Origin of the sequence: Methylobacterium sp. 174MFSha1.1 (genome assembly GCF_900116815.1) — a bacterium.
Taxonomy (GTDB): Bacteria; Pseudomonadota; Alphaproteobacteria; order Rhizobiales; family Beijerinckiaceae; genus Methylobacterium.
Genome location: NZ_FPCB01000007.1, coordinates 82,773 through 106,641 on the forward strand (window position 1 = coordinate 82,773; position 23,869 = coordinate 106,641).

Genomic DNA, 23,869 nt, shown 5'->3' on the forward strand with positions numbered 1-23,869 from the left:
GTCAGCAGGTATGGATCCCGGGTTCCGCTGCGCGGCCCCGGGATGACGCAGCGGGTTCGGACTCGTTGGCGAGCTCGAACGGACGTCCGGCACCATCCGCTCGACAATCAGGCCATCGATCGAGGTTTCTGGGGGCTAAGGCGAATTCTCGACACGAACGTGAGAGCCGCCGCTCAATCACATCAACTGTCAAAAAAATCAGGATCGTTTCCGCGAACCGAAACTTTCGCGGACGGCATCAACACCGCTTGAGGGTGTTGGTGCCCAGGAGAGGACTCGAACCTCCACGGCTTGCACCACTGGTACCTGAAACCAGCGCGTCTACCAATTCCGCCACCTGGGCCCTAGAGCGTCGCGTTGGCGGCGCCCCGGTGTCAGTCGTTTAGTCGGCGGCGGAGCCGGCGTCAACGCCGAACTCCGCCGTTTCATGAGACGGGCTCAAACGCGACGTCTCAGGCTCCCTTGGGCCACTCGCGGATGTCGACGAAGTGGCCCGCGATGGCGGCGGCGGCGGCCATCGCCGGGGAGACGAGGTGCGTGCGGCCCTTGTGGCCCTGGCGGCCCTCGAAGTTGCGGTTCGAGGTCGAGGCGCAGCGCTCGTGGGGCTTGAGGCGGTCGGCGTTCATGCCGAGACACATCGAGCAGCCCGGCTCGCGCCAGTCGAAGCCGGCCTCGATCAGGATCCGGGCGAGGCCCTCCTCCTCGGCCTGCTGCTTCACCAGGCCCGAACCCGGCACCACCATGCCCGACACGTTCGGGTGGATCTTCTTCCCCTCGACCATCCGGGCGACGATCCGCAGGTCCTCGATCCGGCCGTTGGTGCAGGAGCCGATGAACACCTTGTCGAGGGCGATGTCGGTGATCCGCGTGCCGGGGGTCAGGCCCATGTAGGAGAGGGCCTTCTCCTTGGAGGAGCGCAGGTTCTCGTCCTCGATGGCGGCCGGATCCGGCACCCGACCCTGGACCGAGATCACGTCCTCAGGCGACGTGCCCCAGGTCACGATCGGCGGCAGGTTCGCCGCGTCGAGCCGGATCTCGCGGTCGAAATGCGCGCCCTCGTCCGAGACGAGGTTGCGCCAGTAGGCGACCGCGCGCTCGAACGCCTCGCCCTTCGGCGCCTTCGGCCGGTCCTTGATGTAGGTGAAGGTGGTCTCGTCGGGGGCGACCATGCCGGCGCGGGCGCCGCCCTCGATCGACATGTTGCAGATCGTCATCCGGCCCTCCATCGAGAGGCCGCGGATCGCCTCGCCGGCATATTCCAGCACGTGGCCGGTGCCGCCGGCGGTGCCGATCTCGCCGATGATCGCCAGGATGATGTCCTTGGCGCCGACGCCGGCGGGCAGGCGCCCGTCGACGACGGCGCGCATGTTCTTCGCCTTCTTCTGGATCAGCGTCTGGGTGGCGAGCACGTGCTCGACCTCCGAGGTGCCGATGCCGTGGGCGAGCGCCCCGAAGGCGCCGTGGGTCGAGGTGTGGGAATCGCCGCAGACGATCGTCTGGCCCGGCAGGGTGAAGCCCTGCTCCGGCCCGATGATGTGGACGATGCCCTGCCGCTTATCCAGCGCGTCGTAGTACTCGATGCCGAACTCGCGGACGTTCTCGGCCAGCGTGTCGATCTGCGTGCGGCTCTCGGGATCCTCGATGCCGAGGCTGCGGTCCGAGGTCTGGACGTTGTGGTCGACGACCGCCAGCGTCTTCTCCGGGTGGCGCACCTTGCGCCCGGCGAGACGAAGCCCCTCGAAGGCCTGGGGAGAGGTCACCTCGTGCACGAGGTGGCGGTCGATGTAGAGGAGGCAGGTGCCGTCCGGCTGACGATCGACGACGTGGTCGTCCCAGATCTTGTCGTAGAGGGTGCGGGGGGCAGTCATCGGGGTTCTTGCCTTGTCACGAAGACCTGTCGTGGAAGCCGGGCGCATGGCGTTCGCACCCGGCGGACCCGTCATGTAACCGGCTCGATCGCCGACGGGTAGACCCCTCGGCGCCGCAAGGGGATGCAGGCCTCGCAGGCATGCGGAATCTTGGCAGCGCGCCCCCGGACGCGGCGATCCGGGGGCGCAGGTTCCGTTACTCCTTCACCGCCCCGGTCATGGCCGAGACGTAGTGCTCGACGAAGAACGAGTAGAGGATCACCAGCGGCAGCGAGCCGACCAGCGCCCCCGCCATCAGCGAGCCCCAGCGGTAGATGTCGCCGTCGACGAACTCGCTCACCACCGCCACCGGCACCGTCTTGTTCTGGGTCGAGGACAGGAAGGTCAGCGCGTAGATGAACTCGTTCCAGCACAGGGTGAGCGAGAAGATGCCGGCCGAGATCAGCCCCGGCACCGCCAGCGGCAGGATGATCTTGAGCAGGATCTGCCAGCGGCTCGCCCCGTCGATGAGCGCGCATTCCTCCAGCTCGTAGGGGATGGTCTTGAAGTACCCCATCAGGAGCCAGGTCGAGAACGGGATCAGGATGGTGGGGTAGACCAGCACCAGGGCGAAGGGCGAATCGTAGAGCCCGTAGGCCTGGATGATGGTGGCGAGCGGGATGAACAGGATCGAGGGCGGCACCAGGTAGGCGAGGAAGATCGCCGCGCCGACCGCGACCGCGCCCTTGTAGCGGATTCGCACGATCGCGTAGGCGGCGAGCACGCTGGCGAACAGCGACAAAGCGGTCGCCGCCACCGAGATCATCATCGTGTTCCAGAGCCACAGCGGATAGTTGGTCTGGAACAAGAGCTTCGAGATGTGCTTGAGCGTCGGCGAGACCACCCAGAACGGGTTGTAGGTCTCCATGTCGATGAGCTGGTCGTCCGGTTTGATGGCGGTCAGGGCCATCCAGTAGAACGGGAAGAGCAGCACCACCAGGATGACGAAGAGCGGCAGGTAGACCGTCACGACGCGCTTCGGCAGCGTGTCGAGATAGGCCATGCCTTCGCTGTTGTCGGGGGTGTCGGCGGTCGTGGTCGCGGCCATTGTTGATGTTTCCTTTTCAGCCGGTCTGCCACTTGCGGTTCTGGAGGCCGAACCACGAGATCCCGATGGCGAAGATCAGGAACGGCACCATCGCGGTGGCGATGGCCGCGCCCTCGCCGAGATTCCCCGAGAGGATGCCGCGCTGGTAGGACAGGGTCGCCATCAGGTGGGTGGAGTTGACCGGGCCGCCGCGGGTCATCGCCCAGATCAGCTGGAAGTCGGTGAAGGTGAACAGCACCGAGAAGGTCATCACCACGGCGATGATCGGGGTGAGGAGCGGCAGGGTGATGTGGCGGAAGTTCTGCCACGGCGTCGCGCCGTCGATCGTCGCCGCCTCGTAGAGCGAGGGCGACACGGTCTGCAGGCCGGCCAGCAGCGTGATGGCGATGAACGGCACGCCGCGCCAGATATTGGCGAAGGTCACGCAGATCCGCGCCATCGTCGGATCGCCCAGGAAGTCGATGTTGCGGTCGAGCAGGCCGAGATGGCGCAGCGACCACGAGATGATCGAGAACTGGCTGTCGAAGATCCACCAGAAGGCCAGCGCCGACAGCACCGTCGGCACGACGAACGGGATCAGCACGATCGAGCGGATCAGCGCCTTGAACGGCAGCCGCTTGTTGAGGAGCAGCGCCAGGTAGAGGCCGATCCCGAACTTCGCCACCGAGGCGAAGCCGGTATAGACCAGCGTGTTGAACACCGAGAGCCAGAAGACGCTGTCGTCCGAGAGCCACTCGTAGTTCTCGAGCCCGACGAAGTTGCCGCCCCGCCCGATGCGTGTGTCGGTGAGCGAGAGCCAGATGCCCTTGCCGAGGGGATAGGCCAGGAACAGCAGCAGGATCGCGGCTGCCGGCAGCATGAACCAGAAGCCCAGCCAGCCGCGGCTCGTCCGCAACCGGCTCCAGGCCGAGCCGGTCGTGGGCGCCGCCGCGGCGGGGCGGGCGAGGGCGATATCGGCCACGGGGAGCCTCCTCCGGGTGTTGTTTGTATCTTGCCCCGCGAAAGGGGAACGAAAACAAAATTTCAGGAGCTGTAAAGCGTCCTCGACTGCATGGATGCAGGATAGACACTTACCTTCACGCTTCACAGGGTCATTCCGGGGCCGCGAAAGCGGAGCCCGGAATCCAGAAACTCAGGTGGTAGAGAATCGAACGGGACGCCGCTCGCCTTGGCCTGAGCCACCTGAGCGTCTGGGCGTGCCTGCGGCACTCCGGACTCTCGCCTTCGGCGAGCCCCGGAATGACGAGGAGGGTGTGAGATCCGTCGAGACCTCCGAGCGGGTTCTCACACCCTTGCACGGCCTAGCTCGGCGTCTCTCCCTGCTTGACGGGCAGAGACAGAGACTCCGTTTCCTCAGGCCGACCGGAAGATCCGCTGTGCCTGCCGCTCGGCCGTCTTGATCGCGCTCTTCAGGTCCTCGCGGCCGGTGCAGTAGGAAGCGAACATGTCGACGACGACGAAGTCGGCGAGCACGGCGGCCACCTTCTCGCTCACCGGGGCGAGGCCGCCGGCGGCCAGCGTCCGGGTCGAGGCCTCTCCGAAGACCTTGTTCTTCGGGTCGGCGGTCCAGATCGGGTTGTTGGCGTAGGCCTGGAGCGGGTGGCACAGGTAGCCCTGCGACGCCTCGAGCCAGGCATTGTAGTTCTGGGCCTCGAGCGCGAAGGCCATGAAGGCCTTACAGGCGTTCGGCGCCTTGGTGTAGGTGTAGGCCAGGATCGGGAAGGCGAGCTGGAACTCGGTCGGCTTGCCGGACTTGCCGACCGGATAGGCGGCATGGTCCATGTCCGCCGCGATGTCCTTCTTCTCGTTCTTGGCCGCGGCGTAGATCGAGATGCCGTTGTTGGTCAGGTACAGGTCGCCCGACAGGAACGCCTTGTTGTTCGACGAGTCGTTCCACGACACCGTGCCGGGCACGAAGGTCTCGTAGAGCGCCTTGACGTATTCGAGCGCCTTGGCGGTCTCCGGCGAGTTGATGACGATCTTCTCGTTGGCGTCGACCAGATAGGCGTCGTGCGACCACAGGGCCCAGTGGATCCACGAATTGGCGTCGCCCGTGGCGTGGCCGAGGGCGAAGCCGGCCGGCGTGTTGTTCTTCTTCATCGCCTTGCACAGTTCCAGGAAGCCGGCATGGTCCTCCGGGAACTTGGTGAAGCCGGCCTTGTTCATGGCCGAGATGCGGTAGTTGAGATAACCGCCGTTGAACGCCATCGGGATGGCGATCCACTTGCCCTTGACCTTGCCGTAGGCCTCGGCCGCGGGCAGCCAGCCGCCGTACTTCTTGCCGAGATAGTCCGCGACGTCGCCGACCTCGATGCATTTCGACGGGAACAGGGCCGGGAAGGAGTACAGGCCCCAGACCATGTCCGGGCCCTGGCCGGTATTGGCCGCCACCGAGGCCTTGGGCTGGATGTCGTCGAAGGACTCGCTCGTCACCGTCACCGGCACGCCGGTCGCCCTGGTGAAGGCGTCGACGAGGCGCATGAAGGCCTCGTCCTCGGACGGGATGAAGCGCTTCCAGCGCAGGAGCTTGAGCGAGGCGCCCTGTTCCGGCTTCCACTGGTTCTCCTGCGCCCAGGCGCGGGCGAAGCCCTCCAGGCCGGTGGCGGAGGCGAGGCCGAGGGCGGCACCCGCCTTGAGGAACTGGCGACGATCGAAGGCTGACATCGTGGCGTCTCTCCCGGGATGGTCTTTGTCGTTGATGCGGGCCGGCCGGCGGCGGGATGGCGTCCCGCCGCCGGCCGGGCAGGCGTCGTCAGTTCAGCCTGCGGCCGTTCTCGGCGTCGAACAGGTGGACGAGGGCGGGATCGGCCGTGATGTTGATCCGCTCGCCCGGGCCGGCGCCGATGCGGTCGCGGAACACGCAGGCGATGTCGCGCGCGACCTCCTTGGCGATGTCCTGTGCGCCGCCGCCCGGCGGGCGCACCAGCACCATGGTCTCGGAGCCGGTCGGCTCCACCACCGCCACTTCCACCGGCACGCCGTTCTCGGCGAGGCGCACGTGCTCCGGCCGCAGGCCGTAGACCGCCGGCATGCCGTCGGCGGGCCGCGCCCCGCGGGTCGGCAGCGGCAGGGTCAGGCCGCCCTCGGTGCGGAAGGTCTCGCCGGCGATCTTGCCCTTGAGGAAGTTCATCGCCGGCGAGCCGATGAAGCCGGCGACGAACATGTTGTCGGGCCGGTCGTAGAGCTCGAGCGGCGCGCCGACCTGCTCGACCACGCCGTCATGCATCACCACGATCTTGTCGGCCATGGTCATGGCCTCGATCTGGTCGTGGGTGACGTAGACCGTGGTGGTGCGCAGGCGCTGGTGCAGTTCCTTGATCTCGGCCCGCATCGCCACGCGCAGCTTGGCGTCGAGGTTCGAGAGCGGCTCGTCGAACAGGAAGACCTGCGGGTCGCGCACGATCGCCCGCCCCATGGCGACGCGCTGGCGCTGGCCGCCCGAGAGCTGGCGCGGGTAGCGGTCCAGAAGCTTCTCGAGGCCGAGGATCGCCGCGGCGCGGCCGACCCGGCTGTCGATCTCCTCCTTGGCGGCCTTCCGGAGCTTCAGCGAGAAGGCCATGTTGTCCCGCACCGTCATGTGCGGGTAGAGCGCGTAGTTCTGGAACACCATGGCGATGTCGCGCTCCTTCGGCGGCACCGCGTTGACGACGCGCGATCCGATCCGGATCTCGCCCGCCGTGATGTTCTCCAGCCCCGCGATCATGCGCAGCAGGGTCGACTTCCCGCAGCCCGAGGGGCCGACCAGGATGACGAACTCCCCGTCCTGAATGTCGATCGAGACGCCGTGCAGGATCGGGGTGGCCCCGAACGATTTGCGCACGTTCCTGATTTCCAGCCCGGCCATCGGCTCCTCGTTGTCGTGTGTCGATTCAGAATGGGGTCGCTCGCGGCGCGCCGACCGAAACGGCAGCGCTGCCACAGGCAAATGACGAACACACGACAGGCGGGCCCTCGGAGGGGCGTCTGGCGCTCATCTGGGTTGTTTCCTCGACCCGTAAGAACGGGGCGGCCTGGCTTGCCGCCTCTCGTGTTGGCGGCCATCATCGGGCGCGCGGGGCGCAAGATCAAGCGCCCTCGCCATGCGTCCATCGTCGGATGCGCGAGAAACGACCGGGAGACGGGTTTGAAGTCCACAGACGTGCTGATCATGCGGCCGATGATGCCGCTGGTGACCGACAGCCTGGAGAGGCTCTTCACCGTCCACCGCGGCGACAAGGCCGACGACAAGGAGCGCTTCCTGGACGAGGTGGCGCCCAAGATCCGCGGGATGGCTGTGAGCCATGTCCACGTGAACGACGCGCTGCTCGACCGGCTGCCGAACCTTGAGATCGTCGCTAATTTCGGCGTCGGCTACGACACGATCGACGCGGCGGCCTGCGGCCGGCGCGGCGTGATGGTGACCAATACGCCCGACGTCCTGACCGACGAGGTCGCGGACCTGGCGGTCGGCCTCCTGCTCGCCACCGTGCGGCAGATCCCGCAGGTCGACCGCTACCTGCGCCAAGGCAAGTGGCTGGAGAAGCCCTATCCGCTCACCGGCACCCTGCGCGGGCGCAAGGTCGGCATCCTCGGCCTCGGCCGCATCGGCCGGGCGATCGCCCACCGCCTCGTCGCCTTCGGCCTGCCGATCGCCTATCACGGCCGCACCAAGCAGGCGGACGTGCCCTACGAGTACTTCCCCTCGCTCATCGAGATGGCGAAGGCCTGCGACGTGCTGATGGTGGTCGCCCCCGGCGGCCCCGAGACGAAGAACATGATCGGCCGCGAGGTGCTGGAGGCCTTAGGGTCGGAGGGCGCGCTGATCAACGTCGCCCGCGGCACGCTGGTGGACGAGGACGCGCTGGCCGCGGCCCTCGCCGACGGCACGATCCAGAGCGCCGGCCTCGACGTGTTCGCCGAGGAGCCGAAGGTGCCCGACGCCCTGATCGCCCAGGAGCATGCGGTTCTCCTGCCGCATGTCGGCTCCGCGTCGCATCACACACGCAACGCAATGGGCCAACTCGTCGTTGATAACTTGACCTCCTGGTTCCAGGGCAAGGGTCCGGTGACGCCCGTGGCCGAGACTCCCTGGAAGGCCTGACCTTCGAGAGCCACGTCCATGCGCCTGCGCCGCCTCCTCCCGCTCCTCGGTCTCGCCGCCTGGGCAGGGAGCGCGGCGGCGCAGGAGGCGGCGGCACAGGAAGCGGCTCCCGCGCGGGACGCCGCCGGGCCGTGGGAGCTCGCCCTCGACGGCAGCTTCCGCCGCTGCGGCCTGATGCTGGCGGCGGAGCCCGGCCCGGTCGGCCAGGCCCTGCGCTTCCCGGCCGGCTGCCGGCGCGCGCTCCCGGTGGTCAACGGCATCGCAGGCTGGCGCGTCGAGGGAGGCCTGATCCAGCTCCTCGACCGCGAGGGCCAGCCGCTGCTGGCCTTCGCGGCCCCGGACGGCGAGGGCATCCGCAGCGCGGAGAGCCCGAGCGGCGAGCGCTACAACCTGGCCCAGGCCGGCACCCGTCCCGCCGCCGCCGAGACCCCGCTGGTGACCCAGGCGGCGCTCACGAGCCCACCGGGCCCGCGGGAGGCCTCGCGAGACAATTGGGCCGGCGCCCCCGCGACCGCGGCCGGAGTGACCGGGCTCTACACCCTCGACCGCTTCGTCGAGAAGGACGTCTGCCGGGTGATGCTCCGGGCCGAGGCGGCGCAGGTCCAGGAGGGCTGCCGCGACCCCGGTCTCGCCCTGTTCGATCCGACCGCCTGGCACTACGAGGCCGGCCGCCTCGTCCTCGTCGCAAGGCGCGGCCACAGCGTCGAGCTGGTTCCGGTGGGGGAGGGGCGCTGGCGCCGCGATCCGGAGATCGGGACGACCTTCGTGCTGCGGCGGGTGGAGCCGTGAGGGGGTAGGGCGGTTTCGCATGGCACGCCCTCTGCTCCACGCGATCGTGTCAGCGGAGGGAGGCTCCCGCTCCCTTGCTGATGCCCTCGCCGGTGGCGAGTGTATCCAGGACGGCACCCGGGGTCCCTTGCCAGGGGTGCTCCGCCGTCGGACAACCGGGGGATCAGCGACAGCGACCGGATTCCCCCATGCAGGCCTACCGCGCCCTCGAAGCCACCTTCGCTCGCATCAGCGCCCTCGAGGACGCCTCCGGCATCCTCGGCTGGGACGCGCAGACGCAGATGCCCGACGGGGCGGCGGAGGGGCGGGGCGACCAGATCGCGGTGCTGCGCGGGCTTGCCCACGACCTCCTGACCGATCCCGCCACCGCCGACCGGTTGGCGGCGGCCGGCGACGAGGAGGGCCTCGACGCGTGGAGCCAAGCGAACCTCGCCGAGATGCGCCGGGCCTACACTCATGCCGCGGCGGTGCCGCGCGACCTCGTCGAGGCGAGCTCGCGAGCGGTGTCGCGGGCCGAGATGACCTGGCGCGAGGCGCGCCGCACCAGCGACTTCGCCCTGCTGCGGCCCGACCTCGCCGAGGTGCTGCGGCTCCAGCGCGAGATCGGCCGGGCGAAGGGCGAGGCCTTGGGTCTCTCCCCCTACGACGCCCTCCTCGACAGCTACGATCCGGGGCTGCGGCAAGAGGCGATCGATCCGCTCTTTTCGGTGCTGGAGGCCGAGCTGCCGGGCTTGATCGCGCAAGCCGAGGCGCGTCAGGCGGCGGCGGGGCCCGCGGCGAAAGCCGAGGGTCTGTTCCCGGTCGAGACCCAGCGCCAGGTCGGGCTTACCCTGATGCGGGCGGCGGGGTTCGACTTCACCCGCGGCCGGCTCGACGTCAGCCTGCACCCGTTCTGCGGCGGCGCCACCGACGACGTGCGCATCACCACCCGCTACGACGAGGCCGACTTCGCCCGCGCCCTGATGGGCGTGCTGCACGAGACCGGCCACGCCCTCTACGAGCAGGGCCGCCCCGCTGCCTGGCGCCGCCAGCCCGTGGGGGCGGCCCGCGGCATGAGCCTGCACGAGAGCCAGTCGCTCACCCTGGAGATGCAGGCCGGCCGCAGCCGCGACTTCGTCGCCTGGCTGGCGCCGCTGGTGCGGGAGGCCTTCGGCGGCACCGGCCCGGCCTGGGAGGCCGAGGCTCTCTACCGGAACTACACGCATGTCGCGCCGGGCTTCATCCGGGTCGATGCCGACGAGTGCACCTACCCGGCCCACATCCTGCTGCGCTACCGGCTGGAGCGGGCGCTGATCCGGGGAGAGATGGAGATCGGCGACCTGCCGGGCGCCTTCAACGATGGCGTGCACCGGCTCCTCGGGCTCACCGTGCCGGACGATGCGCGGGGCTGCCTGCAGGACATCCACTGGCCCGGCGGTGCCTGGGGCTATTTCCCGACCTACACCCTCGGGGCGATGATGGCGGCGCAACTGTTCGACGCCGCCTGCCGGGCCGAGCCGGACCTGCGCCCCGGCCTCGCGCGGGGCGATTTCGCGCCGCTGGTCGGCTGGCTGCGGGCGAACGTGCACGGCAAGGGCAGCGCGTTCGGGACCCAGGAGATCCTGGAGGCCGCGACCGGGCGGCCGCTCTCGGCCGAGATCTTCCTCGGACACCTGCGCCGGCGCTACCTCGACGCGTGAGCGGCCCGGCCCGTCGCCGGGCCGGCCCTCAGGCCGCGGCCTTGAACCCCGTCTCCCCCGGCCCGACCACCCGCACCGGCTCGCCCGGGCGGGCGATGAGCGTGCCGCCCTTCGGCACCTCCGACCAGCCGGCGCGCAGGCCGTCGATCGGCTCGGAGACGACCGCGAGGCCGGTGCCGATCTCGCGCCAGTACAGGCTCGGCGGGCGGCCGTCGCAGGCCCAGCGATAGGCGGTGAGGCTCTCGCCGTCGGTGAGCACGCCCGTGAAGCGCAGGGGCTCGTCGATGCCGGCCTCGCGCATCAGCCCGCGGGCGGCCGACACGCTCGCCGCCATGCCGGCGACCGGGTCGCGGTCGAGGCCGTGCGCGAGGGCGAGGAGGAACAGGGCCTCCGAATCGGTGGTGCCCTGGCGCGCCTCGTAGAGATTGTCCGGGATCATCGCCTCGAGCCGCCGGCGGATGCGGGCGTAGCCGCCGATCTGGCCGTTATGCATGAACAGGTGGCGGCCATGGGCGAAGGGGTGGCAGTTCGCCCGGGTAGTCGCGGTGCCGGTCGCGGCGCGGACATGGGCGAAGAAGGTGCGGGCGCGGATCTGCCGCGAGAGGCTGCGCAGGTTCTCGTCGGACCAGGCCGGCCGCACGTCGCGGTAGAGCCCAGGCTCCGGCCGGTCGCCGTACCAGCCGATGCCGAAACCGTCGCCGTTGGTCTCGGTCTGGGCTTCCGTCGCGTGCAGCGACTGGTGCACGAGCGAGTGGGTCGGCGCGCAGACGAGCTCGTCGAGATAGACCGGGTCGCCGTGGTAGGCGAGGAAGCGGCACATCGGCTCTTCACCTCCCGCGGCGGGTGCCGGTCCCGCTCCGGGCCGTGCCTCGTCCGCCGCCTTCATCGAACGGTAACATTCTGCCTGAGACGGTGAACAGCCCGTTAATGCACCGCACCATGCGAGAAAGTTCCTCATTTGCCCAAGGCTCATGCCCACGGTGCGGGCAATGGCGTAGGGTCAGGAGGCGACATGCGTGTCGCGCATCGGTCGCCCGCACGAGGTAGACCTTTTGCCGGGATCAATGTCAGGATTGAGTCGTTGATGCTCACGCAGGCGTGTTCGCGTCGCTGAGTTGCGTCCCGTTCCGGCACGCGTGTCACGCTGCGCTCGGTTTTCCGTTCCCTCGGCCCCGCTCGCCCCCTGTGCATCCACATCGGGGAGCCTGCGGCGATTCGGCGGGCGGCCGATCGGCTCCGCATCAATCCCGAGCACTCACGAGGATCCGGGAATCAATAAGACCCTCAGGACATAACAGGAGGCTTCATGGGCAGAGCAGCACCCACCGCGCCGATCGCCGTCGTGGTGGAGGACGATGAGTCCGTTCGGGACTTCGCCGCGGCGATCCTGGAGGAGACCGATCTCGACGTGATCGCCTGCGACAGCGCCGCCGACGCGCTGGCGGTGATGCGGGAGCGCGGCTCCGAGGTCGCGCTGCTGTTCACGGAGATGCAGCTCTCCGGCGAGATCGACGGGGCGACCCTCGCCCGCACGGTCGAGCGGGATTGGCCGGACGTGCGCCTGGTGGTGACCTCGCGGCCGGGGGAGGCGCAGGCCGTGCCGGACCACGCCGTCTACATGCAGAAGCCCTGGCGGCCCCTCGACGTGCTGGTCGAGGCCGAGCGGGCGACCTACGCCGCGGCGGCCTGAGAAACGACAAGAGCCCGCACGCCTCGCGGCGTCGGGCTCACGTCTGGTCTGGAGCCCCGCCGGTGAGAGGCGGGGCGGGACCGGTCGCCGCTTACGCGGAGGCGGCCGGAGCGGCAGCCGGGGCCGCGGAGGGGGCCGGGCCGGGACGGCGGGGAGCGCCGACGCGCGGCTTCGGCTTCGGAGCGGCGATCAGACCCTCGCGGATGGCGGTCTTGCGGGCCTGCTTGCGGGCGCGGCGGACGGCTTCCGCCTTCTCGCGGGCCTTGCGCACCGACGGCTTCTCGTAGGCCTTGCGCTGCTTCATCTCGCGGAAGATGCCCTCGCGCTGCATCTTCTTCTTGAGGACGCGGAGAGCCTGATCGACGTTGTTGTCCCGAACGAGTACCTGCAAGGGTGTATGTCCTCTTGTCTAAATCCAGAATCGTGGCCGACCTTGCGCGGAACGCGCCCGGATGGCTGCCTGCCCGGCCAACCGAAATGCGCCCCGCGGCCCGGACCTGGAAGGACCGGGAGGGGCTTGGGTTGCATCGCGGTCGCACCGGAGCCCGGCGCAAGCTGTCGGCGCACGGTATGCGCCTGATCGGGGCCTTACACCACTCCGCTACGACTTCCAACCGGGGAGTGGTCGCCTGACCGAAATTTGAGCGGCAAAGCGTCCGGGCGGAGCCTCGTGCCGGGAGCCTCGTGCCGGGAGCCTCGTGCCGACGGTCTCCCAGCTAGGCCTGCGGCCTCGCGGATCAAGCGTTGGCCTGGATGAAATTGCGCACCAGGGGGTAGGTCTGCGCCTCCCACTTGCGGCCGGAGAACACGCCGTAATGGCCGACCCCGGCCTGGAGGTGGTGGCTCTTGCGGAAGGGTTTGAGGCCGATGCAAAGGTCGTGCGCCGCCACCGTCTGGCCGACGGCGCAGATGTCGTCGCGCTCGCCCTCCACCGTCATCAGGGCGGTCCTGCGGATCGCCCGCGTGTCGATCGGCGCTCCGCGGAAGGTCAGCTTGTTCTGCGCCAGCGTCGCGTCCTGGAACACGGTCTTGACCGTCTCGAGGTAGAACTCCGCTGCGAGGTCGAGGACGGCGAAATACTCGTCGTAGAAGGTCTCGATCTGCGCCGCCTTCGCCTGCGCCTCCCTGTTGGTCTCGCCCTCGGCGAGATGCCAGTAGAGGTCGAGATGGCCGTGCATGTGGCGCGCGGCGTTCATCGACATGAAGGCTCCTACCTGCATGAAGCCCGGATAGACCCGCCGCCCCGCCCCGGCATGGCGGCGCGGCACGGTGGCGATCAGGTTCTTCTCGAACCACGCGATCGGCTTCGAGGTGGCGAGCTCGTTGACCTTGGTCGGGTTGATCCGGGTGTCGACCGGGCCGGCCATCAGGGTCATGCTCGCCGGGTGGGCCGCGTTGCGGCTCTCGGCCATCACGGCGGCGGCGGCCAGCGCCTGCACGCAGGGCTGGCACACCGCCACGAGGTGGGCGCCCTCGCCGATCGCCTCCAGGAACTGCACCAGGTGGGCGACGTAGTCGTCGAAGCCGAAGCGGCCGGCGCTGAGCGGTACGTCGCGGGCATTGTGCCAGTCGGTGATGTAGACGTCGTGGTCGGCGAGCAGGGTGCGGACGGTGCCGCGCAGGAGCGTGCCGAAATGGCCCGACAGGGGCGCCACCACCAGCACCCGGGGCTGCTCGCTGACCAGGTCCTTGCGGAAGCGCAGCAGCGTGCCGAAGGGCGTCGAGAGCACCGGCTCTTCGGTCACCGGCACCTCGCGGTTGCCGGTTCCCACCGTCTCGATCCCGTAGGAGGGCCGCGCATGGGTGAGGCCGGCCCGCATCATCATCCGGGCGGCGGCCGCGACCCAGGTCGCCGGCGCGCCGTAGCCGGCCCCGATCCAGGGAGCGGCGCCCTCGTGGAGCACCCGCCCCCAGGCGCGCGTCGCGGCGGCGGCGTCCGACTGGACCTCGAAGGCATCGTACAGCATCGGCCCGGGCTCTCCCTCACGGACACGCGCGGGATTCGGCCCGCCGGCAAGCGTACGGCACGGCTTTCCCCACCCGCGACCGGACTTTCGGCGGAACGGCGGCAGCCATCCCCTGCGCTCGCGGGATGCGACCCTCGTGCCAAGTTTCTGTCCTCTGCAGTCTAGCTCCGCGCGACTTGTGCGAAGATTGCGCCCCGGCATCCTCGCGCCGAGGCCGACCGGCACGAGTCTTGGATCGCGGGGCCGTGAACCCAGGGGCAGACGGGCCGCGCGATGACGGCCCGGGGAGGACCGGATGGCCGAGGCGACGCTGACGATCTCAATCCGCAACTACTCGTCCTGGTCGCTGCGCGGCTGGCTCCTCTGCCGCATGGCGGGGCTCGACCTCGCCGTGGAGGTGCTGTCGGGCGATCCGGCGAGCCGGGCCGAGCTCCTGCACCTCTCGCCCTCGTTCCTGGTGCCGCGGCTGACCCACGGGTCGGTGCGGGTCTGGGACGTGCTCGCCATCGCCCAGTACCTCGCCGAGGTACGGCCGCAAGCCGGCCTCCTGCCCGCCGAACTCGCCGCCCGCGCCTGGTCGCACTCGATCTCGGGCGAGATGCATGGCGGCTTCGTCAACCTGCGCTCGGCCCTGCCGATGAACCTGCGCGCCCGCTACAACGACTTCAAGCTCTGGGGCGGCGCCCGGGCCGACATCGCCCGGGTGGTCGAGATCTGGCAGGAGGCGCTCCGGGCCCACGGGGGGCCGTTCCTGTTCGGCGAGCGGCCGGTGGTGGCGGACGCGATCTACGCCCCGGTCTGCACCCGCTTCGTCACCTACGGCGTCGACCTGCCGCCGGACTGCGCCGCCTACCGCGACCGGATCATGGACTGGGACCTGATGCGCGACTGGGTCGCCGCGGCGGCGGACGAGCCGGAGGAGATCGAGGAACTCGACATGGAGTTTTGAGGGCGGGCGCCGGAATTCTCTCCCTGCTTTTGTGTCTCAGAGTCCATTTGATCGATATCGCTCCCGATTTCCACATTCTCCGCGTCATTCCGGGGCCGCGAAGCGGAGCCCGGAATCCAGACACTCAGGTGATGCAGCACGAAGCGGCATGCTCTCCGCTTTATTCTGGACGACCTGAGGATCTGGACTCTGGGTTCCGCTGCGCGGCCCCGGGATGACCCGGAGGACGTCGATGCGGTCGAGGCTATCGACCATGCTCTCAGCGTCGTTCCTGTCTTTATCGCGCAGCCTGCGATGACGGTTGCACTCGGAAGCCTCGGTCTGGCGCCGGAGCGTGACGCGACGTGGTGGGCCGTTCCGGCGAACGATGCCCATCCGCGCGCCAACCCCGTTGTCGCCTAATCTCTGAGCATCACACCCCTGCCCATTCTCCATCCACCAGCCCATCATTTGTGCATCGCACCAATCGGCCAAGCCGCCCCACGATCTACCCCAGCCAAGCCGCGAATCGTTTCAATTCCAATGACTTGAACTGGCCGCCCGGCAGTTGGCACGGAACCTGCTTTTCCTCTCTCGTCCGTCAGCGTCGACGGACACCGACCGTCAGCAGAGCCGCTGACCCGAGTTCCCCTGTGGGCCCGCAACCGCGCGGCCGGCGGAAGACCTTGGGCAGCGGTTTTTTGCGTTTCGGCACCGGAATCCGCGCCACGACGGCGCAAGCGGCTTGAGGGCACGGCAAACGATGAGCAGCGTTGAGCACACCACGCGTCGCGGCATCCTCAAGGGGGCGGCGGGCGCCCTGTCCCTGGCGGCGGCGAGCCGCGTCGCCCTGCCGGGCGGCGCCTTCGCGCAGGGTGCGGGCCCCGAGGTGAAGGGCGCCAAGCTCGGCTTCATCGCGCTCACCGACGCCGCCCCCCTCTTCGTCGCCAAGGAGAAGGGGATCTTTGCGCGTCACGGCATGCCCGACGTCGAGGTACTGAAGCAGGCCTCCTGGGGCACCACCCGCGACAACCTGGTCCTCGGCTCCGAGGGCAACGGCATCGACGGGGCCCACATCCTGACCCCGATGCCCTACCTGATCAGCGCCGGCCGGGTGACGCAGAACAACGTGCCCGTCCCGATGTACATCCTGGCGCGGCTCAACCTCGCCGGGCAGTGCATCTCGGTTGCCAAGGAGCATATGGGCGACAAGGTCGCCCTCGACGCCAAGCCCTTCAAGGCGGCCCTGGAGCGCAAGAAGGCGTCCGGCAAGTCGGTGAAGGCGGCGATGACCTTCCCGGGTGGCACCCACGATCTCTGGATCCGCTACTGGCTCGCCGCCGGCGGCATTGATCCCGACAAGGACATTGAGACCATCGTCGTGCCGCCGCCCCAGATGGTGGCGAACATGAAGGTCGGCACGATGGATTGCTTCTGCGTCTGCGAGCCGTGGAACGAGCAGCTGATCACGCAGGGCATCGGCTACACCGCGCTGACCACCGGCGAGTTGTGGAAGGACCATCCGGAGAAGGCGCTCGGCATGCGCGCCGCCTGGGTCGACAAGTACCCGAACGCCGCCAAGGCGCTGTTGGCCGCTGTGATGGAGGCGCAACAATGGTGCGACAAGCCGGAGAACCGCGACGAGCTCGCCGGCATCGTCGCCAAGCGCCAGTGGATCAACGTCCCGGCCACCGACGTCGTCAAGCGGATGAAGGGCGAGTTCGATTACGGCGACGGCCGCAAGGTGTCGAACAGCCCGCACATCATGAAGTACTGGGCCGACAACGCGTCGTACCCGTTCAAGTCGCACGACCTGTGGTTCCTGACCGAGGACATCCGCTGGGGCAAGTTCGATCCCCAGACCGACACCAAGGCCCTCATCGAGAAGGTCAACCGCGAGGACATCTGGCGCGAGGTGGCGAAGGGCATGGGCGTCACGGCGCCCGCCTCGACGTCGCGCGGCAAGGAGACCTTCTTCGACGGCAAGGTCTTCGATCCGGCGGATCCCTCCGCCTACCTCAACAGCCTCGGCATCAAGAAGGTGGCGTGAGATGGCGCTCGGATTAAGCCTCGGGCGCCTCGGCGCCGCCAAAGCCGAGGGGGTGAAGCGCCCCCTCGTCACCCGCGCCGCCCTGAAGGGCTTGGCGCTCCGCATCGTGCCGCCGCTCGTCGTGCTGGCGGTCTTCCTGCTGCTCTGGGAGGTTTTGTGCCAGCGCCCCGGCGCCGGCCTGCCGCCGCCGTCGCGCGTCGTCACGGAAGCCTGGGAGATCATCGCCCACCCGTTCTACGACAATGGCGGCACCGATAAGGGCCTGTTCTGGCACATCTCGGCCAGCCTCCAGCGCGTCGCGCTCGGCTTCACCCTGGCGGTGATCGCCGGCGTGATGCTCGGGACGCTGGTCGGCCAGTCCGAATGGGCGATGCGCGGGCTCGACCCGATCTTCCAGGTCCTGCGCACCATCCCGCCGCTCGCCTGGCTGCCGCTCTCGCTCGCCGCCTTCCGGGACGGCCAGCCCTCGGCGATCTTCGTGATCTTCATCACCTCGATCTGGCCGATCATCATCAACACCGCGGTCGGCATCCGCAACATCCCGCAGGATTACCGCAACGTCGCGGCAGTACTTCGCCTCAACGCCTTCGAGTTCTTCGCCAAGGTGATGCTGCCCTCGGCGGCCCCGTACATCTTCACCGGCCTTCGCATCGGCGTCGGCCTGTCCTGGCTCGCCATCGTGGCGGCGGAGATGCTGATCGGCGGCGTCGGCATCGGCTTCTTCATCTGGGACGCCTGGAACTCCTCGCATATCAGCGAGATCATCGTGGCCCTGGTCTATGTCGGGGTGATCGGCTTCGTGCTCGACCGCCTCGTCGCCGGCCTCGGCCACCTCGTCACCCGCGGCACCGCCACGGCCTGAGGAGGCCAACCATGACCCATCTCAGCCTCGAACAGGTCGGCATCAGCTTCACGAGGGGCGGCCGCACCACGGAAGTCCTGCGCAACGTCAACCTGAAGATCGCCAAGGGCGAGTTCGTCTCGCTGATCGGCCATTCCGGCTGCGGCAAGTCGACGGTGCTCAACATCGTGGCGGGCCTGCTCAAGGCCTCGGCCGGCGGCGTCCTCCTCGACGGCAAGGAAGTCAACAGCCCCGGCCCCGAGCGCGCCGTGGTGTTCCAGAACCACTCGCTGCTGCCTTGGCTCACCGTGCGCGAGAACGTCGCGCTCGCGGTCGACAAGGTGCTGAAGTCGAAGAAGAGCCGGGCGGAGCGGCGCGACTGGATCGAGCACAACCTCGCGCTCGTCAACATGACCCACGCCGCCGAGAAGCGCCCGCACGAGATCTCCGGCGGCATGAAGCAGCGCGTCGGCATCGCCCGGGCGCTCGCGATGGAGCCGAAGGTGCTGCTGATGGACGAGCCCTTCGGTGCGCTGGACGCGCTGACCCGGGCGCATCTCCAGGACCAGCTGATGGAGATCCACCTGCGGCTCAAGAACACCGTCATCATGATCACCCACGACGTCGACGAGGCGGTGCTGCTCTCCGACCGGATCGTGATGATGACGAACGGTCCCTCGGCCACGATCGGGGAAGTCCTGACGGTGCCGCTCGCCCGGCCGCGCAAGCGCCTCGAGCTGGTCGAGGACCCGACCTACACCCATGCCCGGGCCGAGGTGCTGGAATTCCTCTACGCCCGTCACGCCAAGCCCGCGATCGCGGCCTGATCCCATGACCGAGCGTCTCGTCGTCATCGGCAACGGCATGGCCTCGCTCCGCTTCCTGGAGCGGCTGACCGAGGCCGCCCCCGGCCGCTTCGCGGTCACCTGCGTCGGCGCCGAGCCGGTGGCGGCGTATAACCGGGTGCTGCTGTCGTCGTTGCTCGGCGGCGAGGTCGACGAGGCGGCCTGCACCTTCCGCGGCCTCGACTGGTACGCCGAGCACGGCATCACCCTGGTCACCGGCGCGCCCGCCACCGCGATCGACACCGCGGAGCGCGTCGTGACGGTCGGCGAGGGGCTGGTGCTGCCGTTCGACAAGCTGGTCCTCGCCGTCGGCTCGGTGCCGATCCGGCTGCCGAAGCCCGGCATGGACCTGCCCGGCGTCATCACTTTTCGCGATCTCGCCGACGTGGCGGCGATCCGCCGGGCGGCGGTGGCGGGCGCGCGGGCGATCGTGATCGGCGGCGGGCTCCTCGGGCTCGAGGCGGCGGTCGGGCTGGCGCGGCTCGGCGTAGACACCACGCTCCTGCACGTCATGGACCGGCTGATGGAGCGCCAGCTCGACCACGCCGCCGCAGGGCTGGTGCGCGAGGCGATGGAGGCCCGCGGCGTCCGGGTGATCCTGAAGGCCGACACCGCCGCGATCGAGGGCGAGGGCAAGGTCGAGCGCCTTGTTCTCTCCGACGGTACGGTGCTGCCGGCCGACCTCGTGGTGATGTCGGTCGGCGTGCGCCCCTCGACGGCGCTGGCGGCCAGCGCCGGGCTCGATATCGGCCGCGGCATCCGGGTCGACGACACGATGACGACCTCGGTTCCGGGCATCTACGCGCTGGGCGAATGCGCCGAGCACCGGGGCCAAACCTACGGTCTCGTCGAGCCGGCCTACGAGCAGGCCGAGGTGCTGGCCCGCCACCTCTGCGGGGCCGACGCCGCGTATGCCGGCACCTCGCTCGCGACGAGCCTGAAGGTTTTGGGTCTGCCGGTCTTCTCCGCCGGTGCGGTCGACGTGCCGGACGGCGCCGAGGCCGTGACCTGGAGCGATCCGGCCGCGGGCCTCTACCGCAAGCTCGTGATCGACGGCGACCGCCTGATCGGCGCGGTCTTCGTCGGCGACGTCGCCGAGCAGGGCTGGTGCAAGACCCTGATCCGCACCGGCGACCCGATCGGTCCCGACGACCGGGACGACCTGATGTTCGGCCGTCCCGTCCCCCAACCCCTCGCAGCGTGAAGGAGCCCGCGATGGCCGACGACTTCAACGCCGAGCAGAAGCGCTACCTCGAAGGCTTCTCCCACGGCATCGCCGCAATCCGCATGACCGGCGGCCTCGCCGCCGGGGGCAGCGCCTCGGCGCCCGCCGCCGAGCCGACTGGGCCGGACGCGATCCACATCAAGGCGCAGGACCGCACCGTGAAGAACGGCGGCAAGCTCGCCGAGCAGGAGAAGTGGAAGCGGGCCGAGAACCCGTTCGACGGCCACAACCGGCTGATCGCCGAGGCCGAGACCGGCAAGGCCCCGAAGCCCGAGGACAATTTCCGCTGGCGTTATCACGGGCTGTTCTGGGTCGCGCCGGCCCAGAACTCCTACATGTGCCGGCTGCGGATCCCGAACGGCATTCTGCACCACTGGCAGTTCGCCGGCATCGCCGATCTCGCCGATGCCCATGGCGGGGGCTACAGCCACGTCACCACCCGGGCGAACCTCCAGGTCCGCGAGATCTCCCCTGAGCACGGCCAGCCCTTCCTCGACGGGCTGGTCGATCTCGGCCTCACCGCCCGGGGCGCCGGCGCCGACAACATCCGCAACGTCACCGGCTCGCCCACCGCCGGCATCGACGCCCAGGAACTGCTCGACACGCGGCCGCTCGCCAAGTCCTGGCACAACCACATCCTCAACGACCGCTCGCTCTTCGGCCTGCCGCGCAAGTTCAACGTCGCCTTCGACGGCGGCGGCGTGCTGCCGGTGCTGGAGGAGACCAACGACATCGGCTTCCAGGCGATCGAGGTGATGGAGGGCGCCGCGGTCGAGCCCGGGATCTGGATGCGTCTCGTGCTGGGCGGCATCACCGGCCACCGCGACATCGCCCGCGACACCGGCGTGGTGCTGCGGCCGAAGGAGTGCAACGCCGTCGCCGACGCGATCCTGCGGGTCTTCATCGAGAACGGCGACCGCACCAACCGCAACAAGGCGCGGATGAAGTACGTCCTCGACGCCTGGGGCTACGACAAGTACCTCGCCGCCGTGGAGGAGAAGCTCGGGCGCAAGCTGGAGCGGGTCGATCCGGCGCACGTGAAGCCCCGCGGCGGCTTCGACCGCTACGCCCATGTCGGCGTGCATAGCCAAGTGCAACCCGGCCTCAACTGGATCGGCGTGGTGCTCCCCGTGGGCAAGATGACCACCGACCAGATGCGGGCGCTCGCCGAGATCTCCCGCGAGTGCGGCGACGGCCAGATCCGTCTCACCGTCTGGCAGAATTTTCTCTTCTCCGGCGTGCCCGACGACAAGGTGGCGGAGGTCGAGGCCCGCGTGGCGGCCCTCGGGCTCTCCACCAAGGCGTCGAGCATCCGCGCCGGCCTCGTCGCCTGCACCGGCAACCGCGGCTGCAAGTTCGCGGCCTCCGACACCAAGGGCCACGCGCTGCTCATCGCCGACCACGTCGAGGCGGCGGTGCCGGGGCTCGACGTGCCGGTCAACGTCCACCTCACCGGCTGCCACCATTCCTGCGCCCAGCACTATATCGGCGATATCGGGCTGATCGGCGCCAAGGTGGTAGTGAGCGAGGAGGGCGACACCGTCGAGGGCTACGACATCGTGGTCGGCGGCGGCTTCGGCGAGGCGGCCAAGATCGGCACCGAGATCTGGAAGGCCGTGAAGGCCGAGGAGTGCCCCGGCCGGGTCGAGACCTTGCTCACCGATTACCTCCGGCACCGCACCGGCCCGGAGGAGACCTTCCAGGCCTACACCGCCCGCCGCGGGCCGGAGGCGCTGAAGGCCTTGGCCTCCGAGCGGATGCTCGAGGCTGCCGAGTAAGGCACCCTTTTCCTCTCCCCGCGGGCGGGGAGAGGGCTGCGTCCCCGTCCAGGGGATGCAGCGAGCCCGCAGGGCGAGGGTGAGGGGGTGTCTCCGCGTGAGACTCCTCCGGAAAGACCCCCTCATCCCCGCTCCGGCTTCGCCTCCGCTTGCTGTGTTCCCTGGATGGGAACACAGTCCTCTCCCCGCCCGCGGGGAGAGGAGACGGCCGGTGCATCACCGGCGGAACGCCACTCTTCTTCGGTAATCTCTCCGATGACCCAGCACGTCGCTCCCCCGCTCGTCCTGATCCCCGAATCCGCCCCCTTCAACACCGACCAGCGCGCCTGGCTGTCGGGTTACTTCGCGGCCCTGCTCGGGCCGGCGGTCGAGGGCGCGACGGCGCTTCCGGCCGGCGAGGCACCCGGCGGGCCGGCGCTGGCCGACAACGGCGATGCGCCTTGGCACGACCCGTCGATGGGCCTCGACGACCGCATGACCCTGGCCAAGGACCGCTCCGAGCCGCAGAAGCTGATGGCCGCCATGGCCCAGCAGGATTGCGGCCAGTGCGGATACAACTGCGCCGACTATGCCAACGCCATCTTCCTCAAGAAGGAGGAGCGCCTGAACCTGTGCCAGCCCGGCGGCAAGGAGACGCTCCGGATGCTGAAGAAGCTGGAGGCGGAGTTCGGCACCGAGGCCCCGGCCGGCGCGGCTGCCCCCGCCTCCGACAATGCCCCGAAGGCGGAGGCGCCGCTCGGCCCCTACGGTCTCTGCCGCGAGAACCCGGCCGAGGCGGTGTTCCTGTCGCGCCGCCGCCTCAACGCGCCGGGGGGCGAGAAGGAGACCTGGCACGTCGAGATCGATCTGACCGGCACGGGCATCGACTACGTCGTCGGCGATTCGCTGGGCCTGTTCCCCGCCAACGCCCCGGCTTTGGCGGATGCGGTGATCGCCGAGCTCGGTGCCCGGCCGGAGCGGATCATCGCCACCAAGCTCGGCGAGAAGACGCTGCGCGATCATCTCCTCACCAACTACTCCCTCGGCGGCGCGCCCGACGGGCTGTTCCAGCTCCTCTCGCTCCTCACCTCCGGCGCGCAGCGCAAGAAGGCCCAGGCGCTCAGCGCCGGCGAGGATCCGGACGGCGACGCGGCCTATCTCGACGTGCTCGGCGCGCTCCATAAATTCCCGGGCGCCCGGCCCGACGCCGAGGTCTTCCTCGAAGCCCTCGACGAGTTGCAGCCGCGGCTCTACTCGATCTCGTCCTCGCCCAAGGCCGATCCGGGCCGGGTCTCGCTCACCGTCGATGCGGTGCGCTACAGCCATCGCTCGCGCCTGCGCCTCGGCGTCGCCTCGACCCATCTCGGCGAGCGCCTCGCCGAGACCGCCAAGGTGAAGGTCTATCTCCAGAAGGCCCACGGCTTCGGCCTGCCTTCCACGCAGGAGACCCCGGTGATCATGGTCGGGCCGGGCACCGGCATCGCCCCGTTCCGCGCCTTCCTGCGCGAGCGCGCCGCCGTCAAGGCGCCGGGCAAGAACTGGCTGTTCTTCGGCCACCAGCGCCAGGCCTCGGACTTCTTCTACCGCGACGAGCTGAACGCGATGAAGGACGAGGGCGTGCTGACCCGCCTGTCGCTCGCCTGGTCGCGGGACGGTGGCGAGAAGACCTACGTCCAGGACCGGATGCGCGAGAACGGCCGCGAGCTGTGGCGCTGGCTTGAGGAGGGCGCCCACTTCTACGTCTGCGGCGACGCCAAGCGCATGGCCAAGGACGTCGAGCGCGCGATCATCGACGTGGCGGCGGCCCACGGCGGCAAGAGCGCGGAGGAGGCGGTAGCGTATCTCGCCGCGCTGAAGAAGGCGAACCGGTATCAGGCGGACGTGTACTGAAATCGTCCGAAACTTTATTCGTTGCTCCCCGCGCCAACCATCATCCTCCGCGTCATCCCGGGACCGCGACAGCGGAGCCCGGGATCCATAACCGCCGACGAAGCAGGAGGAAGCGGACCGCGTTCCGCCTGATTGTGCATCCTCGGCGGTTATGGATCCCGGGTTCTCGCCTT

At 69.3% G+C, this 23,869-nt stretch carries 19 protein-coding genes and 1 tRNA gene; 11 read left to right on the top strand and 9 right to left on the bottom strand.

The window, feature by feature from the left end; all coding sequences use genetic code 11:
- Nucleotides 1-258: 258 nt before the first annotated feature.
- The 6 genes from BM430_RS05405 to ugpC form a co-directional block, all read right to left on the bottom strand.
- A tRNA-Leu gene (locus BM430_RS05405) sits at nucleotides 259-343 on the bottom strand.
- Between the two features lie 109 nt (nucleotides 344-452).
- Nucleotides 453-1,868, bottom strand: a complete 1,416-nt coding sequence (gene leuC, locus BM430_RS05410) for a 3-isopropylmalate dehydratase large subunit (RefSeq protein WP_093566169.1) — start codon at nucleotides 1,866-1,868, stop codon at nucleotides 453-455.
- Nucleotides 1,869-2,064: 196 nt separating this feature from the next.
- Nucleotides 2,065-2,955: a carbohydrate ABC transporter permease gene (locus tag BM430_RS05415; protein WP_093566171.1), complete on the bottom strand. Its 891-nt coding sequence runs from the start codon at nucleotides 2,953-2,955 to the stop codon at nucleotides 2,065-2,067.
- A 16-nt stretch (nucleotides 2,956-2,971) separates the two neighbouring features.
- Entirely contained in the window at nucleotides 2,972-3,916 is a 945-nt protein-coding gene (locus BM430_RS05420) for a carbohydrate ABC transporter permease (protein WP_093566173.1), read from the bottom strand.
- A gap of 392 nt (nucleotides 3,917-4,308) precedes the next feature.
- Nucleotides 4,309-5,619, bottom strand: a complete 1,311-nt coding sequence (locus tag BM430_RS05425) for an ABC transporter substrate-binding protein (RefSeq protein WP_093566175.1) — start codon at nucleotides 5,617-5,619, stop codon at nucleotides 4,309-4,311.
- A gap of 88 nt (nucleotides 5,620-5,707) precedes the next feature.
- Nucleotides 5,708-6,799, bottom strand: a complete 1,092-nt coding sequence (gene ugpC, locus BM430_RS05430; RefSeq protein ID WP_093566178.1) for an ABC transporter ATP-binding protein — start codon at nucleotides 6,797-6,799, stop codon at nucleotides 5,708-5,710.
- Nucleotides 6,800-7,078: 279 nt separating this feature from the next.
- On the opposite strand from ugpC, the gene BM430_RS05435 reads away from it, so the two are divergent.
- From BM430_RS05435 to BM430_RS05445, 3 genes are all read left to right on the top strand, one after another.
- Nucleotides 7,079-8,035 carry a 2-hydroxyacid dehydrogenase gene (locus BM430_RS05435; protein ID WP_177302947.1) on the top strand — a complete coding sequence of 319 codons (957 nt, stop codon included), beginning with the start codon at nucleotides 7,079-7,081 and terminating at the stop codon, nucleotides 8,033-8,035.
- An 18-nt stretch (nucleotides 8,036-8,053) separates the two neighbouring features.
- Nucleotides 8,054-8,824, top strand: coding sequence for an AprI/Inh family metalloprotease inhibitor (locus tag BM430_RS05440; RefSeq protein ID WP_093566180.1), 771 nt, complete (start codon nucleotides 8,054-8,056; stop codon nucleotides 8,822-8,824).
- Between the two features lie 188 nt (nucleotides 8,825-9,012).
- Nucleotides 9,013-10,503 carry a carboxypeptidase M32 gene (locus tag BM430_RS05445; protein WP_093566181.1) on the top strand — a complete coding sequence of 497 codons (1,491 nt, stop codon included), beginning with the start codon at nucleotides 9,013-9,015 and terminating at the stop codon, nucleotides 10,501-10,503.
- Between the two features lie 28 nt (nucleotides 10,504-10,531).
- Here the strand turns inward: BM430_RS05445 and BM430_RS05450 are convergent, their stop codons facing one another.
- Nucleotides 10,532-11,323, bottom strand: coding sequence for a class II glutamine amidotransferase (locus tag BM430_RS05450; RefSeq protein WP_093566183.1), 792 nt, complete (start codon nucleotides 11,321-11,323; stop codon nucleotides 10,532-10,534).
- A 486-nt stretch (nucleotides 11,324-11,809) separates the two neighbouring features.
- Here BM430_RS05450 and BM430_RS05455 point away from each other — a divergent pair, with 486 nt between their 5' ends.
- Nucleotides 11,810-12,193: a response regulator gene (locus BM430_RS05455; protein WP_093566185.1), complete on the top strand. Its 384-nt coding sequence runs from the start codon at nucleotides 11,810-11,812 to the stop codon at nucleotides 12,191-12,193.
- 91 nt (nucleotides 12,194-12,284) lie between these two features.
- Here BM430_RS05455 and rpsU read toward each other — a convergent pair whose 3' ends face one another.
- Together rpsU and phaZ are read right to left on the bottom strand one after the other, a co-directional pair.
- On the bottom strand, nucleotides 12,285-12,584 hold the full coding sequence (gene rpsU, locus BM430_RS05460) for a 30S ribosomal protein S21 (protein ID WP_093566187.1): 300 nt from the start codon (nucleotides 12,582-12,584) through the stop codon (nucleotides 12,285-12,287).
- A 346-nt stretch (nucleotides 12,585-12,930) separates the two neighbouring features.
- On the bottom strand, nucleotides 12,931-14,160 hold the full coding sequence (gene phaZ, locus BM430_RS05465) for a polyhydroxyalkanoate depolymerase (RefSeq protein ID WP_093566189.1): 1,230 nt from the start codon (nucleotides 14,158-14,160) through the stop codon (nucleotides 12,931-12,933).
- Nucleotides 14,161-14,455: 295 nt separating this feature from the next.
- Here phaZ and BM430_RS05470 point away from each other — a divergent pair, with 295 nt between their 5' ends.
- The 7 genes from BM430_RS05470 to BM430_RS05500 all read left to right on the top strand — a co-directional run bounded on the left by BM430_RS05470 (nucleotide 14,456) and on the right by BM430_RS05500 (nucleotide 23,696).
- Nucleotides 14,456-15,109: a glutathione S-transferase gene (locus BM430_RS05470; RefSeq protein ID WP_093566191.1), complete on the top strand. Its 654-nt coding sequence runs from the start codon at nucleotides 14,456-14,458 to the stop codon at nucleotides 15,107-15,109.
- Between the two features lie 742 nt (nucleotides 15,110-15,851).
- On the top strand, nucleotides 15,852-17,138 hold the full coding sequence (locus BM430_RS05475; protein ID WP_093566193.1) for a CmpA/NrtA family ABC transporter substrate-binding protein: 1,287 nt from the start codon (nucleotides 15,852-15,854) through the stop codon (nucleotides 17,136-17,138).
- 1 nt (nucleotide 17,139) lies between these two features.
- Nucleotides 17,140-18,000 (top strand): nitrate ABC transporter permease, encoded by an 861-nt coding sequence (gene ntrB / locus BM430_RS05480; RefSeq protein ID WP_093566194.1) that lies wholly within the window; start codon nucleotides 17,140-17,142, stop codon nucleotides 17,998-18,000.
- A gap of 11 nt (nucleotides 18,001-18,011) precedes the next feature.
- Nucleotides 18,012-18,806, top strand: coding sequence for an ABC transporter ATP-binding protein (locus tag BM430_RS05485; RefSeq protein WP_093566196.1), 795 nt, complete (start codon nucleotides 18,012-18,014; stop codon nucleotides 18,804-18,806).
- A gap of 4 nt (nucleotides 18,807-18,810) precedes the next feature.
- Nucleotides 18,811-20,028, top strand: coding sequence for an NAD(P)/FAD-dependent oxidoreductase (locus BM430_RS05490; protein WP_093566198.1), 1,218 nt, complete (start codon nucleotides 18,811-18,813; stop codon nucleotides 20,026-20,028).
- Between the two features lie 11 nt (nucleotides 20,029-20,039).
- On the top strand, nucleotides 20,040-21,827 hold the full coding sequence (locus tag BM430_RS05495) for a NirA family protein (protein WP_093566204.1): 1,788 nt from the start codon (nucleotides 20,040-20,042) through the stop codon (nucleotides 21,825-21,827).
- A 255-nt stretch (nucleotides 21,828-22,082) separates the two neighbouring features.
- On the top strand, nucleotides 22,083-23,696 hold the full coding sequence (locus tag BM430_RS05500) for a sulfite reductase subunit alpha (RefSeq protein ID WP_093566206.1): 1,614 nt from the start codon (nucleotides 22,083-22,085) through the stop codon (nucleotides 23,694-23,696).
- Nucleotides 23,697-23,869 lie beyond the last annotated feature (173 nt).